Annotated in this window: 15 protein-coding genes and 1 tRNA gene; 1 reads left to right on the top strand and 15 read right to left on the bottom strand. The window is 34.1% G+C overall.

Features of this window, described 5'->3' with window-relative positions; translation table 11 throughout:
* Positions 1-9: 9 nt before the first annotated feature.
* The 4 genes from polA to ACTTG8_RS03735 form a co-directional block, all read right to left on the bottom strand.
* Positions 10-2,889 carry a DNA polymerase I gene (gene polA, locus ACTTG8_RS03750; RefSeq protein WP_442560786.1) on the bottom strand — a complete coding sequence of 960 codons (2,880 nt, stop codon included), beginning with the start codon at positions 2,887-2,889 and terminating at the stop codon, positions 10-12.
* Entirely contained in the window at positions 2,879-3,316 is a 438-nt protein-coding gene (locus ACTTG8_RS03745) for a hypothetical protein (RefSeq protein ID WP_442560785.1), read from the bottom strand. Before ACTTG8_RS03745 ends, polA begins: the two co-directional genes overlap by 11 nt.
* Before the next feature lie 61 nt (positions 3,317-3,377).
* A complete protein-coding gene (locus ACTTG8_RS03740; RefSeq protein WP_442560784.1) occupies positions 3,378-3,896 on the bottom strand; it encodes a peptidylprolyl isomerase in 519 nt (172 codons plus the stop codon).
* A 93-nt stretch (positions 3,897-3,989) separates the two neighbouring features.
* The gene (locus ACTTG8_RS03735; protein WP_442560783.1) at positions 3,990-5,198 is read right to left on the bottom strand and encodes a ribonuclease E/G; all 1,209 of its coding nucleotides are present in this window, start codon (positions 5,196-5,198) and stop codon (positions 3,990-3,992) included.
* Between the two features lie 146 nt (positions 5,199-5,344).
* Here ACTTG8_RS03735 and ACTTG8_RS03730 point away from each other — a divergent pair, with 146 nt between their 5' ends.
* The gene (locus ACTTG8_RS03730; RefSeq protein ID WP_442560782.1) at positions 5,345-5,905 is read left to right on the top strand and encodes a hypothetical protein; all 561 of its coding nucleotides are present in this window, start codon (positions 5,345-5,347) and stop codon (positions 5,903-5,905) included.
* A gap of 85 nt (positions 5,906-5,990) precedes the next feature.
* On the opposite strand, the gene lysS is transcribed toward ACTTG8_RS03730, so the two are convergent.
* The 11 genes from lysS to ACTTG8_RS03675 form a co-directional block, all read right to left on the bottom strand.
* Positions 5,991-7,901 (bottom strand): lysine--tRNA ligase, encoded by a 1,911-nt coding sequence (gene lysS / locus ACTTG8_RS03725; RefSeq protein WP_442560781.1) that lies wholly within the window; start codon positions 7,899-7,901, stop codon positions 5,991-5,993.
* A complete protein-coding gene (gene greA / locus ACTTG8_RS03720; RefSeq protein ID WP_442560780.1) occupies positions 7,876-8,382 on the bottom strand; it encodes a transcription elongation factor GreA in 507 nt (168 codons plus the stop codon). The genes lysS and greA overlap by 26 nt, the downstream gene beginning before the upstream one ends.
* 112 nt (positions 8,383-8,494) lie before the next feature.
* Positions 8,495-8,565: transfer RNA gene (locus tag ACTTG8_RS03715), tRNA-Gln, on the bottom strand.
* Positions 8,566-8,701: 136 nt separating this feature from the next.
* Entirely contained in the window at positions 8,702-10,012 is a 1,311-nt protein-coding gene (locus ACTTG8_RS03710; protein ID WP_442560779.1) for an alpha-amylase family glycosyl hydrolase, read from the bottom strand.
* Positions 10,013-10,025: 13 nt separating this feature from the next.
* Positions 10,026-11,366 (bottom strand): serine hydrolase, encoded by a 1,341-nt coding sequence (locus ACTTG8_RS03705; RefSeq protein WP_442560778.1) that lies wholly within the window; start codon positions 11,364-11,366, stop codon positions 10,026-10,028.
* 367 nt (positions 11,367-11,733) lie between these two features.
* Entirely contained in the window at positions 11,734-11,928 is a 195-nt protein-coding gene (locus ACTTG8_RS03700; protein ID WP_442560777.1) for a hypothetical protein, read from the bottom strand.
* Positions 11,929-12,025: 97 nt separating this feature from the next.
* Positions 12,026-12,625: a zinc-ribbon domain-containing protein gene (locus tag ACTTG8_RS03695; RefSeq protein WP_442560776.1), complete on the bottom strand. Its 600-nt coding sequence runs from the start codon at positions 12,623-12,625 to the stop codon at positions 12,026-12,028.
* A gap of 6 nt (positions 12,626-12,631) precedes the next feature.
* The gene (locus tag ACTTG8_RS03690; RefSeq protein ID WP_442560775.1) at positions 12,632-13,261 is read right to left on the bottom strand and encodes a zinc ribbon domain-containing protein; all 630 of its coding nucleotides are present in this window, start codon (positions 13,259-13,261) and stop codon (positions 12,632-12,634) included.
* 47 nt (positions 13,262-13,308) lie between these two features.
* Complete coding sequence (locus tag ACTTG8_RS03685) at positions 13,309-15,204, bottom strand: hypothetical protein (RefSeq protein ID WP_442560774.1); 1,896 nt, start codon at positions 15,202-15,204, stop codon at positions 13,309-13,311.
* Positions 15,205-15,256: 52 nt separating this feature from the next.
* Positions 15,257-16,618, bottom strand: a complete 1,362-nt coding sequence (locus ACTTG8_RS03680; protein ID WP_442560773.1) for a WG repeat-containing protein — start codon at positions 16,616-16,618, stop codon at positions 15,257-15,259.
* 2 nt (positions 16,619-16,620) lie between these two features.
* Complete coding sequence (locus tag ACTTG8_RS03675) at positions 16,621-17,103, bottom strand: zinc-ribbon domain-containing protein (RefSeq protein ID WP_442560772.1); 483 nt, start codon at positions 17,101-17,103, stop codon at positions 16,621-16,623.
* Between the last annotated feature and the right edge of the window lie 258 nt (positions 17,104-17,361).

Below are 17,361 nucleotides of genomic sequence, written 5' to 3'. Positions count from 1 at the left end.
TACCTCCGGCTAATGCACATCATACCAGTTATATCCAAGCTTTACATCCACTGATAACTTAACCCTAAGTTCTGCCGCCTTCATCATTTCTTCTCTAAGCAACTTGGCAACCTCTTCTTTGTCATCATCTTTAGCTTCCACTAAAAGTTCGTCATGAATTTGAAGAATAAGCTTTGAATCCGGAAATTCTTTCTTAAGCCTTGCATTTACATTATTCATAGCTATCTTAATAATATCCGCAGCAGTCCCCTGTACAGGTGAGTTCATTGCTATTCTCTCACCAAACTGTCGTTTCATGAAGTTATTACTCATAAGTTCAGGTATAGGGCGGATTCTTCCAAAATATGTCTTTACAAATCCTTCCTCTAAGCCTTTTTCTACAAGTGAATCCAAATATTTTTTTACCTGTGGATATGCCTTAAAATAATCATTTATATATTTTTCAGCGTCCTTCCTTGAAATGCCTAAATTCTCTCCAAGTCCAAATGAACTTATACCATATATTATTCCAAAGTTTACAGCTTTGGCATTTCTTCTCTGTAAATCTGTCACTTCATCTAGAGGCACTCCAAACACATGGGATGCTGTTATCCTATGAATATCCTCTTCACTCTGATATGCCTTTATAAGTTCTTCATCCTCAGATAAATGAGCCATTATCCTCAGCTCTATCTGTGAATAATCTGCATCCACAAATATATATCCTGCTTTAGGAATAAACGCCTTTCTTATCTTCTTACCAAGTTCCATCCTAATTGGAATATTCTGCAAATTAGGTTCGGTACTTGAAAGCCTTCCTGTAGCAGTTACCAATTGATTTAACTTACAATGTATCCTTCCATCTTCTCTTACAAAGTTCTCAAGTCCATCTGTATATGTGGATTTTAACTTTGCCACCTGCCTATAATTAAGCACTTTTTCCACTATCGGATCTTCTAATCTTATTCTTTCCAAGACATCAGCAGAAGTAGAATAACCTGTCTTCGTTTTCTTTCCATAAGGAAGTCTGAGCTTTTCAAAAAGAACAATACCAAGCTGTTTAGGCGAATTTATATTAAATTCTTCTCCTGCAAGCTTATATATCTCCTCTTCATAATTCTTAATTAATACATCAAGCTCCTCAGAGTATTCATGCAGTTCTTCTTTATTAAGCCTAATTCCTCTTTTTTCCATCTCATACAAGGTAGATACCAAAGGCATCTCTATTTCTTTGTACAGATATTCCATACCAAATCTATTTATTTCCAAAAACAGCTTTGGTGCTGAAAGAAGAGAAGTCCTCGCAACAAAATTAGCATTATCCCCCAAAAGCAATTCAGGATAATCATTTATAATCGCTTCAATATCATGCTCTGCCGACAATGGATTTATTAGATAATGCGCTACCGATAAATCATATACATTATTATAATAAGTGTGCTTTAAAAATTTTAATTTTTCTTTAAGTGAAAATGTTACAAATTTTACATCCTTGCATCTATTAAAAAGTTTATCAAGATTTTCCTTAATAAAGTCATCATTAATAAACATTTCTTTCTTAATAAAAATATCTTTACTTGCCTCTACTAATGTCAATCCATCTTCATCTACATCAAAGCCTACAAATCCATCACTAGAGCTGATGCTGTCCAAGCATTTAAATGCATCTTCTATATCAGAAATCTCTATTCTTTCAAAACATATTTTGGGTTTTGTTTCCTTTTGAACAACCTTAATAGCCTTCGCCTTTTCACGCAGTTTGTTTATAAGGTTTATTCCATTTTCTGAAATCAGTTTTTCTTCAATAGCTTTATAAAGGCTATAAGGAAGTTCTTTTTTCTCTTCCCTACTCTCATCATTTCCTAAATCGCTAATATCTACCGAATTAAACTCAAGTGCCTTTATAATCTTTGTACCTACTTCAAAGTCAATGTTTGTCCTTAAATCAGACAATTCTACTCCTGTAGTATCTATATCTGTTTTAATGGTAGCAAGCATTTCTGAAAGTCTAGCAGACTTCTCTCCCACCAGTTCAGTTTCGGAAGTCTTTATAAGATACGAAATCGGAGAACGGTTTATTCCCAGTTCTTCCTTCCAAATCTTCTTAATCTCATCTAATTCCTTCTTATCTTTTCCATTAATTAGCTTATAAATTTCATCTACAGTATGGTATTTACCTATAAGTAACCTAGCCGTTGTTTCGCCTACACCCGGCACTCCCTTTATATTATCTGAAACATCTCCCATAATACCTTTTAGAGAGTTCACATTTTCAGGTTCTACTCCAAATTCTTTCTTTACAAGTTCCCTATCATAGACAAAACACCTGTCAGGAGCATTTATACCTGACTTATCTATCCCATATTTCTTATATAATTCATCAGTCTTTTCCGCAGAGCTATGCATAAGCCAAAGTTTAGTCCTATCGTCTATAAGTTGGAGATAATCATTGTCTTTTGTCATAATACAAACCGGGATTTCAGCCTTAAATCTCGCAGCCAGCGTACCACAAAAATCATCTGCCTCGTAAGTTCCGGACATAAACTGCGTTATACCAAAGGCTTCAACTACCGCCTGACAGATAGCAAACTGGTCTGAGAGCGGTGCCATTGTTTCTCCTCTATTTCCTTTATATTCAGGATATAGTTCTCTCCTAAATGTATTTCTGCTCAAATCCCAAGCTATAGCTAAATGACTAGGCTTTTGTTCTCTTATAATCTTAAGCAGATATTTTACAAAACCAAATACTCCATTTGTATAAAAGCCATCACTGGTCTGAAGAATTTTATCAAAAAATTTTTCTTTCTCTTCTATAGTCTTTGCAAACAAAATTTGTCTCGGAAGGCTGCCGAAAAACTGAGTAGATAAAAGACTTGAACCATCTATTAATAAAAGATAATCATTTTTCATACAGTCTTCTCCTAAGTCCTATTTCTCTAGCTAATTCATCCATATCCATAAAAATATCCGGCAAAACCTTGCTATCACTGAACCTAAACCTCATACTGAGGTCATTGTTTATTAAAGTCTTGCTTTCCTTTACTTCTGCTATTTTTACATCGGTTTCTGTTTTTATGTTTACTCCTGTCAATAGCATTGCCGCTCCGACAACTCCCGGAAAAGCAATTCTGCGTTTCAGCATATTATTTTTATACTTTCTAATGTCATTCTTTGTTTTTTCTATAAACTCTGTATATTCCCCATGATAATTATCTGAAGTTTCTATCTTACCTTCAATTTCCTTCAAACAATTAATTATCGTATAGTAAATTTCAAGTTCATCATTACATTCTTTACACGACAAAAGATGCTCAACCATCTCTTCTTTCTTACACATGCTGAGCTGTCCATATATAAAAGGCTGGATACTTTTTTGAAATTCACCACAGTCCATACTATCACATCTTTTCCGGTTCAGGGTATTCTTCTCCCTTAGTATCTACGGTTACTTTTGCTATTCTTTGTTCTTCTTTCGGCCTGTCCTCAAAGTCAGTCTTTGTTCCTGCTATTTCATTTACTACATCCATACCCACGATAACCTTACCAAAGGCTGCGTATGCTCCGTCTAAGTGAGGTGATTTCTCATGCATAATAAAAAACTGAGAACCTGCTGAATCCGGATGCATAGCCCTTGCCATAGAAAGCACTCCCTTATCATGTTTTAAGTCATTTTTAAATCCATTCTGAGCAAATTCTCCCTTAATATCGTAGCCTGGGCCGCCCATTCCTGTTCCGTCAGGACAGCCGCCCTGTATCATAAAACCTCTAATCACCCTATGAAAAATAAGCCCGTCATAATATCCTTTTTTTATAAGCGAAATAAAATTATTCACTGTATTTGGAGCTATTTCAGGATAAAGCTCAGCCACTATTTTTTTACCACTTTCCATCTCAATTGTTATTTCCGGATTTGACATATACATACCTCTTTCTAAAATAAATTTATTTATATATTACACAAACTCTAACTTAAAGTGCTTATGATTTCTCTTAATAACCTAACATATTTCTTATCTATTATCAATTAGGATTTCATGAATCGGTCTTCCGGTTCTTCTTCTAGTAATTTCCATAAGTCCCAGCTTTGTTATATCTACTACATCTGCCTTTATGCTATCTTCTTTCAAAAAAGCCTCCATTGCATTTATAAGCTCTTTTTCTTTTGACTTAGGTATTTCTATAAAATCAACCAATACAATTCCTGAAACATTTCTTAGTCGCAGCTGGTCAGCTATTTCTCGTGCTGCCTCAAGATTTATTTTCATAAATGTTTCTACACTTGTAGTCTTACCTGCAATTGCCTTACCCGAATTCACATCTATGATTGTAAGGGCTTCAGTATATTCAATTATTATATATGCTCCTGACCTTAGCCAAATCTTTTTACCCATTGCCTTGTCAAGATTTGTTCCAATCGAATAAAGTGCTGAAAGGCTCATCATTTCATCATTGTAGAAAAACAGTTTATTAATATCATCTTCTGAAAATTCCCTCAAGTATCCCTTATACTCCTCATAAGTTTCCTTGTCATCCGTCATTATCTTTTCAATATTAATACAATTATCTCTTATAAGACTCAGGTGCTCCGGAAGTTCTTTGAATATCCTCTCATATTTAACTCCATGTTTTCCACGATTAATAATAGAAATAAATTTCACATATATATCATAAAGGCTATCCTCAAGCTCTTTATCAGATAGATTAATTGCTGATTTTCTAATAATTACACCCGAACCCGTTTCCCTTACAAATTTTTCTCCTAGAGGCATAAACCTTGATTTTATCTCTCCAAAATTCTCTGCCTCTTTAAACTTTGAAGAAAGGTGTACTCTATTCATATTAGTCTTAAGCACTGCATACTTTCCTATAAAGGTAAAATCTGCTGTAACCGAATATGACTTAGTTTTAGTAGGCAATTTTGCAATCTGCACCAAAATCAAGTCATCCATCACCGGAGTACCGCCCGGCTTACCATTTGCATATATTATCTTTATGTCATCGCTAAGTGGTAGATATGCCTGTATCCCCGGAAAAATTTCCACAAAGCAGGCATTAATATTTTTCACTATATTCTCTACCCTGCCAATTATTATATCTCCAATATTGAAAGATACCTTATTATCCGTTTCTTCCGATATTTTAAATTCTTTTATATCAAAATCATCTGTAAGTGCAGAAACCAATCTACCTTTTAACTTTGTCGAAATTATTCTATACATATTCGCCTCCATTTATCATTATATCAAATTTCATTAAAAATTTCATCTTTTTTGCTGGATATATATTATTTTATTTGGTACAATAACTTCATTAAAGTTTGAATTAAATGTTAAAACAAATTTAAAAAATGATATGGGAGTTTAAAATGACTGAAAAAGAAAATAATATTGGTGAATTTGACAAAATATATGTAAATGAAAGCCCTATAGGGTATAATGAAAGTCTTGAAAAAGCAAAAAATGTTGAAATTGCTCGTAATACTTATGTGTATACTAACGCCGAAGATTCTTTTCAAGAAAATATGTCTACAGCTTGGTCTTTTCTTGGAATTGGTATAGTGGGTGCTATATTTACATTACTTAACTTGACAGGTGTTTTGCACATTATGCAAGGCTTTATGCAAAAAGGTGTTTCACTTGCCCTCTTTCTAGGTTTTATAATATATGGAATTATGGTTATTAGAAGTAAAAAGGATATGCTCGCTAAGGTTGAAAAAGAAAAAGCGGATAGAAATAAGTTCAAAGATTGGATGAAAACAAAGTTTACAGAAGAAGTACTTTCAAACTTAGGCTCTGTAGACAGTTCACCTGAAGAACTCGAACTTATTCAAATTAATTATATGAGTGAAGAGCTTATAAAACACTTCCCTGAAATCAACCCAAATTTCGCCGACAGACTTGCCGAAGAATTTTTTGATGAAAAATAATAAAAAATACTACTAATTAATAATCCCCTGACTCATTCCAAGTCAGGGGATTATTAATATTATATTTACAATGTAAAATCAAATATTAGTACAGCTTAGCTCCTGCAGGTATCCTATTATCTACCATAAGCAGGTTAAGTCTCTCCTCGCCCTCTTCACTATGAATAGCACTAAGGAGCATACCACAAGATTCAATTCCCATCATAGCTCTTGGTGGAAGATTAGTAATTGCAACAAGTGTCTTACCAATTAAATCCTCAGGCTCATAATATGCGTGAATTCCAGATAGAATAGTTCTGTCTGTGCCTGTACCATCATCAAGAGTGAACTGTAAAAGTTTCTTACTCTTAGGTACTGCTACACAGTCTTTTACCTTAACAGCTCTGAAATCAGACTTGCTGAAAGTCTCAAAATCTACTGTATCACTAAACAAAGGCTCTATTTCAACTTTAGAAAAATCAATCTTCTCAACAGGCTTATCTGCTACAGTTATATCTGAAGAAGTCTTTTTCTCAGGATTAAGACTCTTTAAGGTAGGGAAGAGTAATACATCCCTAATTGATGCAGAATCGGTAAGGAGCATTACAAGTCTGTCTATACCATAACCAATACCGCCAGTTGGTGGCATACCGTATTCAAGAGCATTAAGGAAGTCCTCATCTGTATGGTTTGCCTCTTCATCTCCTGCTGCCGCAAGAGCATCCTGAGCTGCAAAACGCTCTCTCTGATCAATAGGGTCATTAAGCTCCGAATAAGCATTACACATTTCCCATGTATTGATAAAAAGTTCAAAACGCTCTACCCTATCCTCTGCATCAGGTTTTTTCTTTGTGAGAGGAGAAATCTCAATAGGATGATCCATCACAAAGGTAGGCTGAATCATTTTTTCCTCACAAAATTCCTCAAAGAAAAGGTTTATAATGTCGCCCCTCTTATGATGTGGCTCAAAAGCTATATTTTTTTCCTTAGCTATCGCCTTTGCCTCTTCATCTGTAGTTATTTCACTAAAGTCTACACCTGAATACTCTTTAACTGCATCAAGCATAGTTATGCGCTTAAATGGCTTACTGAAATCAAGTTCTATTCCATTGTATGAAATAACTGCACTGCCACAAACTTTTTCAGCAAGATATCTAAACATTTCCTCAGTAAGATCCATCATGCCGTTATAATCTGTATAAGCCTGATAAAGCTCCATAAGAGTAAATTCAGGGTTATGCCTTGTATCTACTCCCTCATTTCTAAATACTCTGCCTATTTCAAACACTCTTTCAAAACCGCCAACTATAAGGCGTTTCAAATAAAGTTCAAGAGATATTCTAAGTTTTCTTTCTTCATCTAAGGCATTGTAATGTGTAAAAAACGGTCTTGCAGCCGCTCCTCCAGCATTTTCAACAAGAAGAGGCGTTTCCACTTCCATAAAGTCTTTTTCTGCAAGGAAAGAACGAATTTCTTTAAGTATCTGCGATCTCTTTTCAAATGTACTTCTTACATCCTGATTCATAATAAGATCAAGATATCTCTGACGATATCTCGCCTCAGTATCCTTAAGTCCATGATACTTCTCAGGAAGAGGTCTAAGACTCTTTGTGAGAAGAGTAACCTCTTCAACATGTACTGAAATCTCACCCATCTTAGTCTTAAACACATATCCCTTAATGCCTATAATATCACCGACATCATACTTCTTAAACTCAGCATAAGCCTCTTCTCCGATTGAATCCCTTGTTATATAACACTGAATACTTCCATATCTATCAGAGAGATTACAAAAACTTGCCTTACCCATGATGCGTTTAAACATCATTCTACCTGCTATTGCAACCTGCTTATTCTCAAAATTTTCAAAATCATTTCTAATATCTACTGAATGATTTGTCACATCAAATTTAGTTGTTACAAAAGGATCTTTTCCCATCTCTTTAAGAGAGGCAAGTTTTTCTTTACGTACCTCAACCAACGTATTAGTGTCAACTACCTGATTTTCCTGTGCCACTATTCTTCTCCTTATTATGTATCTTGATTACCTTATACTTAAGTTTCCCTACCGGAGCATCAATTTCAACTACATCACCCTCTTTAGCTCCGATTATCGCCTTTCCGATTGGTGATTCATTTGAAATTTTGCCACCAAGGCTATTTGCCTCTGTCTCGCCACCAAGTTCATACACCAACTCCTCATCATACTCTAAATCTAAAAGTGTAAATGTTGAGCCAATGTTTACAACACCACTCTCAATATCCTCTTCCGAAAATACTTCAGCATTTTTAAGTATTTCCTCTAATTCTGTTATCCTAGCCTCCATATCACGCTGTTCATTCTTTGCAGCATCATACTCAGCATTTTCTGAAAGATCTCCCTGCTCACGAGCCTCTTTAATCTTTTCTGCTATATCTCGTCTCCAGTTTACTTTAAGGTCTTCCAGCTCTTCTTCAAGTTCTCGAAGTCCTTTATAGGTCATTACATTCTTAGCCATATTCCCCCCTAATTCAACTTATATTTGAAATCAATTATTTAATAAATAAGATATAATAAATTACCTATTAAATTAAATAAAAAAGCACTCCATATGAGTGCTTTAATCGCAACTGGGCTAAAAGGATTCGAACCTTTGATGACGGAGTCAGAGTCCGTTGCCTTACCGCTTGGCGATAGCCCATCGACAACGATATGTAGTATAGCACAGTCGAGAATAATTTGCAAGTGTTTTTTTTATTTTCTTTTTTTAATCACAAAATCCTGTATTAAACTAAATGTCAGAGTGAACATTTTGTCAAATACAGGATATGTTCTAACTAAACTTCAAATATATAAGCCCTAAAGCCTTCCATCTCAATTCCTGAATTAAATTCCACCTTATCGCCTGTAATTAAATCAGTAAGACCTCCATTTACTCCATCAATGTGAAAATTAAGCCTTGCATTTCCACCATCTAAATTCACTGCCATTACAATGCGTTTTCCATCTTTCTCCCTTAAGAATGCACACTGCTTATTTGCAATCTGTAAAGCCCTAAAACTTCCATACCAAAGTGCAGGTTTTTCATTATATATCTCTGCCAATTTGGTTATATACTCTGTAAGAGCATTATATTCAGGCTTTCCAAATGCAGGTCTTAGAGCAGGGTCTCCTTCTTTTTTATCTGCCTTAAAGCCCCATTCACTTCCGTAGTAAATCATAGGTATACCAGGCATTGTAAACATAATCGCATAAGCAAGTGGTATATGTTTTTCTTCGGTAAGGATACTTGCAAGCCTTGATACATCATGATTATCTACGAAACTTAAAAGATGTTTTCCCCTGTATAAAGTCCAGTTCTCCGCCCCAAACTGACGGTTAAGAGAGTGCATTATTTCAAAAAGATTTAAGCTGTTCAGACTTGAATAAATGCCTTTGTAACACTCATAATTTGTAGCTGAGTGGCACATTTCATCATTCATAATCTGGTTGTAATCTCCACCTATCATCTCTCCTGCAAGGAAAAACTCTGACTTCATCTGACTGGTTTCATATCTTAGCCTCTTTAAGAAATCTCTGTCTACCATATAAGCCACATCAAGTCTAAGTCCATCTATATCAAAGTCCTTCACCCAGCCTCTTACACTCTCTATAAGATAGTCTGTAACTGTGCTATTTCTGAGGTTTAGCTTAACCAAATCGTAATGACCTTCCCAACCTTCATACCACAATCCATCATTGTAGTTACTGTTTCCTCCAAAATTAATGTTGAACCAATCCTTGTACTGAGAATTTTCTCTTTTTTCAAGTACATCCTTAAAACCAAAGAAACCTCTTCCTACATGGTTAAATACTCCATCAAGAACTACCTTAATTCCTTCTTTGTGAAGTTCTTCACAAACTTTTTTGAAATCATCATTTGTTCCAAGCCTTACATCTATTTTTCTATAATCTCTTGTATTATAGCCATGAGTATCTGATTCAAATATTGGCGAAAAATATACTGCTCCTATGCCCATCTTTTTTAGATGAGGGATGAAATCAATCACCTTCAGTATCCTATGCTCCAACTTCCCATCATTTTCAAATGGTGCACCACAAAATCCCATAGGATAAAACTGATAAAACACTTTTTCATAAGCCCACATTTACAACTTCCTCCTAAAAATTATTATTAAACGCATTTATCATTGTATCTATCATTTTAAAACTGTCAACTATATTCATCTTCATTTTAGGTTTAAAATAGTTATCCGATGGTTCTGGAATTATATTATTTGCAAGAAGTTTGATAGCTATCTTATAATATCCTTTTGAAAATTCTGTCTGATCAGCAATTTTTTCTTTTGTATCAAATTTTTTATAATTTTTATCTAATCGGGTACTTTCATCTTTATATTCTTCAAATATTTCCTTATATAACCCGATATATGCTTTTTCGATATAATATGCCGCCTTTTCCTTTGTAAGTATTGCTTTTTCTGAATAAGACCTATCCAACATTCCAAGTTTTTTGGCTAAGTCAATATAGTTATTCTTCTTTACATTATAACCATATTCTTTAGATATGTACTTCGTTAAAGCTGTAACAAACTCTTTTTCAGTAATTTTTTTGCTTTTAATATCTACATCACTTTTTCCCTTTATTATGTCCAGTTTCTTACCTTTTGCTATTAATTTCTTATCTTCCTTAGTAACAATACTCCTATTTTCATTCTCAATAATCCTCGCAAGCCCTGCCATAAAAGAATCCGACTTACTATACCCTCCCATAGATCCTGTATAAATATTTAATATATAAGGGCTTTCATTCATTACAAGGGCAATATCATGATTTAATCCTGACTTTGGCAAATCTCCTGCCTTATGCAATACTCTATAGTCTTTATCAATCCCCTTTGGTATACCATCATTATATATTGTTGTGGAAAAATACCTGCTCAAATCTTTGCTGTACTTATCTTTTTTTTGTATAAAACTATACAGCCTCTTTAAAAAATCTTTCGCCTCAAGTGGGTTTACAGACCTTTCATCTGAACCTGTTACATACGACAGCCTTCTACCCATATACTTCTGTGTCATTATATAGGCTGCATTATCACTGTATCTAACGGCATATTCCGCCAGCTGACTAAGTGTATATTGCTTATTATATCCTTTTTTTATGATAATACCTGAACCTCCATGATAGTCAGCAGGCATATATGTCATCTTAGTATTTTCATTATACTTTCCATTTCTAATCTTATCATACAAATTCATTATCCCTTTTACTTTAATTGTGCAACAAGGATAGTATCCTTTATTTTTTCTATAATAATAAGTAGTTCCATTTTCCAAGTTTTCATAGTAAAAAGCAATATCAGGATAGTTCCACTTTTTCATATACTGCTGTAAACTCTTACTTAATTTAGTATTGGCATCTGCCCATACATCATTTCTAAATAACTGACAAGCAAATAAAAAAACCAGTGATAAAGCCATTATTTTTTTCAGTTTCATGTCATTTCCTCTCTTGTTGTAAAATTATTCTATTAATCTTTATCTCGTACTTGTACATTATATTATATTTACCCTTTTTATGCAAATTTACCTTTAAATATTTGTTGATTTTTATGCACTTTTGTTTTTCATAAATTTATTCTTTTAATATTTTATACCAATAGGCTATATTTAAATTCAAAAAAATGCAGAAGCAATCTGCCTCTGCCCTCTAAATTATAAAATAATATATATAACTATTAGAAATTTAATTTAATCACCTGCTGTTAGCTGTCTAAAGTCCTTGGAGTTATAAGTATCCCTGCATTTTTTTTAATTAATTTCAATTATTCATATAATCAATGTACATAACAACTCTATTCATAGCTCACTCTTCTATATTATCTGCATCTTCAGTCCATACAACTATCCTCGATATTCTGGTATCATTACTTATCAGTTCAAAATAGGTATGTACCTTTATGCTATTGTCCCAGGCATCAGTCCCTGAAAAATCATAGGTGTAGCCATTATGTTCCTGCCTTAATCTTTCTGTATACACTGTTGTAGGGGCAGTATCCACTCCCCAGCCTCCTAAATAAGACCTTACTGTATTTACAAAGGGAGATACATCTTTTTCAGTAGGCCAGTAACGATCATAGTAATAATCAAAAAAGTAATCATGATTTTTGATAGGTCTCTACAGGCTCTTCCACTATTTCCTCTTCTTCATCCTCATAGCTTATTCCTTCATCACTGCCTATAAGTCTGGCACCGGAGTCCTCTGCTTCACCTTCATCACTAAGGCTGCTGCTTATGTCAGAATCATATGTATCTTCATCTTCTGTGTCTTCCAATTCTGCACTTGCAGCATCGGAAGTTTCTGAATCATTCGCAGAACTTAAAGATGATCCGCTTAAATCCAAATCAGTTTCCGATGATATTATTAACGAAGATGTTGCTATCAACGAAGCTGTCTCTATTTTAGATGGTTCACTATCCCCTACTTTGCCTTTTTGATTAAATAACGGAATTAAAACTACCATAAATAAAACTATTCCCAAACCGCCTAACACAAAGTATTTACGCTGTTTTATCCTACTTAACAAAACAGAGATTATACTGTCTTTTCCTTCTGTAACTTTAGACATTTTCTGCAAATTACCGGTAGATTCTACACCAGAGAGAGTGCTACTTCCCTCTTCCTCAACTTTTTGTCCACATTTACCACAGAACTTTGCTCCGGTTATAAGTTCATTGCCACATTTATTACAGAACATGTATTTCTACTCCTCTTTATCAAAAGTAAACTCACCAAAGCCAAAGTTTACTGTTAATTTTTTATTCTTCCAGTCAAAATGAGCCTCACAACCAACTTCTCCAAGTGAAAAACCTGATATTTCAGGAACTTCACCGCTTATGTAATAATTGTCACCCGAAGTTTTTTTCCACTTCAGATTACCGGCAAAGATTCCATAAGCTCCCATCTGTAATTCACCATCTTCCAGAAAATTCATTTCTATAGGTGTATCTGCTGACTTCCAGCTTCCTATCGGTAATAAAAAGCGTTTTTCTACTTCCTTATAACCAAAGTAACAAGCCACAATAAAAACCGCCAGTATAACAAGCTTAATAAAGCCAGAACCTGATTTTTTTGCTACCAGCTGATTATATGCAACCTGATTTTCTGCATTGTAATTTTGATTATACTGATTGTTGTTTGACTTGTTGTAGGTCATATTTGGCTGTCTGTTATTTACAGCAGTATAATTAGCCGGTTGTTCACTGCTTGGGTTATTACCGATAACAGGCTGATTAAAACTAAATTTCTGTGCTTCTGCCAAGACCTTATTTCCGCATTTCCCGCAAAACTTGGCATTATCTGCTATTTCATTTCCGCATTTTGTACATCTCATAATTATTTCTCTCCATCAAAGGGCATTGATCTTTTAACCCCCTAGTATTATATTTCCAAAAATTCTCCCAGTTTTTCAATAAATTTTAAAGTATTTTTCTCGCTCGCTATCTTTTCTACAACCTTTTTAGATCTTATCCTATCCTCTAAGCTATCTGCTATACTTCCTCTGTAATTACCTCTTCCACTACCCCAATATCCTTTAAGTTCTTCCCATATATCATCATTTTTAATATTGTCCTGCAGAATACCCTTATATACTTCTTCATTCTGTTTTCTATAATACATATAAAGTTCATAAATTTTCTGCATTATACCTTCCAACAATGCCTTTGACAAATCATCATCCGCATTTTTGCCAAATATTGATTCACTTCTCTCCAAAATATAATAATAAATACGATCAAGTGCAGAATCATATTCTTTAATCGATATAATGCCAGCCTCATCATATACATCAAAAGAACCATTATAACTACCTCTTCTTCTTACAGAGGCATTTAATGTTGATGGATGTATGGATACAATCTTACTCCTAAGCTCAGAGAATAGCAGGTCATAATTGCTATTTACCTGTGTTTTCCGGTTATCTACTTCCACAATCATTTCCTTAAATAGCTGCATATGAATTTCTTCCAGCTTATTATTTTTAAGACTGTTTATGCTGACTGATATATTCTGCAGTTCTTCGTTGTAAGCTATATACATATTCTTTATAAAATTCTCTAAATTATTTAATATGTTCTCTCTCTCTTCTTCATAGTCTCCGTTTTTTTCAATAACTAGCTTCCCATCATTTTTTAAGCCAAATAATGGGTTATAGAAGAGCATATTAATCTTATCTAGTCCAACTTTTTCTGAATTCCACTTATCTATAGCTTCATCTTTCTTTATATCTTTACCTCTTTCTCTTCCTAAAGCATCATTTACATTTTCCAGTTCATATCCTCTTTCAAGTCCCATTACAATAGTCCTGTATTTCAAGTCTCTTTCCTGAATAGGATATTTTTCTTTAAGCGGGCTTGATGCCAGCCTGTTGCCATAAGTTGCTATTTCATCACAAATAATGCAGAAGTTATTTATATCATCTATTATCTGTGATATATCCTCTCTCGCTACTTCTCCATCCAATCCTCTTGTATCAAATACCCCATTCATATATAGAGGCAGACCAAACTCTTTCCTGTTTAATTTTATAATTATCTTATCAGGATAAGGTACATCAGAAGATTTTCCATCATTTATAGCTACTAAAGTTTCCTTAAGCCATCTTTTTAGAGTTTCTCCCTCGCTCTTTAATATAATATTCTTTCTGTTCTTATAATCTATTTTCTTTAATACTGCTTCCAATAAGTCTTGTAGCTTATCCTCCTCATTCATCTCTTTTCCAAGTGCCCCTTTTATATATACTTCATATTCTTCCTTATTTTCATCCCAGTTTTTGCTGCACTTTAAGCCTGCCATATTGCTTATAGCTCTCTTTACTTCACTTGGGCAGTTAATTTTTTCCTCAGTTTTACTGTCTTGCAATATGCTCCTACAGAATTCTTCTACTATATTATTAAATTCTTCTTCCTCAAGAGGCTTAATCTCTATCTCTACTCCAACTCGGTCAAACATCCTGATCTCTGTAGCACAAAGAGTAGTCTTACCCGATGCCGTTTTTAGTAAAGGAATCTTATCTATCTCTCCCTGCTCTTTTAGCTCTTCTTCATCTACTAGTCCCAAAAGATGTGAAATTGCTGTCGATTTGCCTATTCCTGCCTTTCCAATAAAGCAGATATTATATTTTTCTACATTACATATTTCCTTAATTTTATCTACTCTTTTCATTAAGGATTCGGCTGCTTTCTTTACCAATAGATGTTTATTAGTATCGGTATTAATTCCGTTTATAACTGACAATATTTCATCACATTTTCTAATTATTTCATTTCTTTGCATATCTTTCTCCTCTTTTCTAAATTTTTGTATTTTATTTTTTAATATTGTTACTCTAACGCCTTGTTATAGATATATAATCATATATAGTAGGAATTATAACTTCTCCTTCCTGATTTATAACTCCGACTTTACCATCTTTTATTACTGCTATCAAACCGTCGCTAAACTCTCCTTCACCTTCATCTTCATCTTCATCTTCATCTACATATCTAAAACTCACCATTAACCTTTCTGTATTTTTTCCAAAATACCTACTTTCTTCATACTTCGGACTTATTACCTCCTTTCCTTCCTTATCTATATATCCCCACTTTCCATCTGCTTCTACTCTCGCCAGACCTTCTCTAAAGTCATATGCCCCTTCATATTTAGGACTTACTACCTCCTTTCCTTCCTTATCTATATATACATACTTTCCATCTGCTCTTACTATCGCCATACCTTCTCTAAAGTCACCTGCACCTTCATATTTAGGACTTACTACCTCCTTTCCTTCCTTATCTATATATCCCCACTTTCCATCTGCTACTACTATCGCCATACCTTCGCAAAAGTCATATGCCCTTTCATATTTAGGACTTACTACCTCCTTTCCTTCCTTATCTATATATCCCCACTTTCCATCTGCTTTTACTCTCGCCAGACCTTCGCTAAAGCCATGTGCCCCTTCATATTTAGGACTTAATACCTCCTTCCCTTCCTTATCTATATATCCATACTTTCTATCTGCTTCTACTACCAGCAGACCTTCTCTAAAGTCATATGCCCCTTCATATTTAGGACTTAATACCTCCTTCCCTTCCTTATCTATATATCCCCACTTTACACCTGCTTTTACTAACGCCAGACCTTCACGAAAGTCCCATGCATTTTCATACTTAGGACTTACTACCTCCTTTCCTTCCTTATCTATATATCCCCACTTTTCATCTGCTTTTACTAACGCCATACCTTCTCTAAAATAAGCTACATATTGATAATTAAGTGATTTTATTAACTTCTCATTAATATCAATTAACCTTATCTCATTTTCTTCCACTACAAATCTTTCTTCCCCTATATACCGTACACTGTTATACTTTGCTGACATATTAAGCTCTTTTAGTTTGCCATTGTACTCATATACCTTTGCATTACTTCCTTCAAGGTCACAAGAAATTATAGCCTCATTTTTTTCCATATTCTTTATCTTAAATATTCCAGATAACAAAGCAGATGTTCCTGCTATTATCAAGATTGCTACAATACCTATTATCTTTTTAGGCTTCATCCCCTGTTTTTCACTGTTTTGATTCTCACTTGCAACCTGCTCTTTAGAAGAAAATTCCTGTGTTTCTGCCAAGACCTTATTTCCGCATTTACCACAAAACTTGGCATTATCGACTATTTCATTTCCACATTTTAAACATCTCATAATTATTCCCCTCCATTTATCTTAGTTCCACAATTAGTACAGAAATCACTTACTTTTTCTACTTTCTGACCACAGTTAGTGCAGAAAACAAAATCAGGTACAAAGCTTTCGTCTACTTCCATAGTTTTACAGCCACAATTGCTGCAATATATGCTTCCATAAGATATCTGGCTTTTACAATTAATACATTCCATAAGCCCCTGTAATTGCAAGTAATTTTTATAAAAAGCCTCTTTATTGGCTTTAGCCTTGTTAACCTTATCAATTAAAACTTTATAATCAGGTTTTAGCTCTTTTAACTTTTCTAATTCTTCATTTCCCTTTTCTTCCAAGTCAAAGATGAGTTTGCCAAGGTTTGCAAGATTTTTTCCTATTTCTGCGTCTGCCGAAGCTATACTCTGCTTTGCCATTGTTAATGGATCATTCTTTACCTCTGTCCTTCCATTAATCTTATCCATAATTTTCATATTATCTAAAATTCCCATATTCTTACCTTTCTTTAATTGTGTTGTTTTATTGATACATAATTCATTTCAGTGATTCCGGATTTCCCTCCTCTCCAAGATAATTTAAAAATTAAAAAGACTGCCTGAGAGTTCTGCCCTCAAGCAATCCTTAGTTTACATAGATTATCCTTATTTAATTGTACGAAAACACACAAACAAAACTGAGATAAAGTTAAATTACCTCTGTCTGTCTGTCTGTCTGTCTGTCTGTCTGTCTGTCTGTCTGTCTGTCTGTCT

Origin of the sequence: Catonella sp. (assembly GCF_052173895.1) — a bacterium.
Classification (GTDB): Bacteria; Bacillota; Clostridia; order Lachnospirales; family Lachnospiraceae; genus Catonella.
Note: the sequence above shows the minus strand (reverse complement) of the source record. Positions and strands in the feature narration are given on the sequence as shown.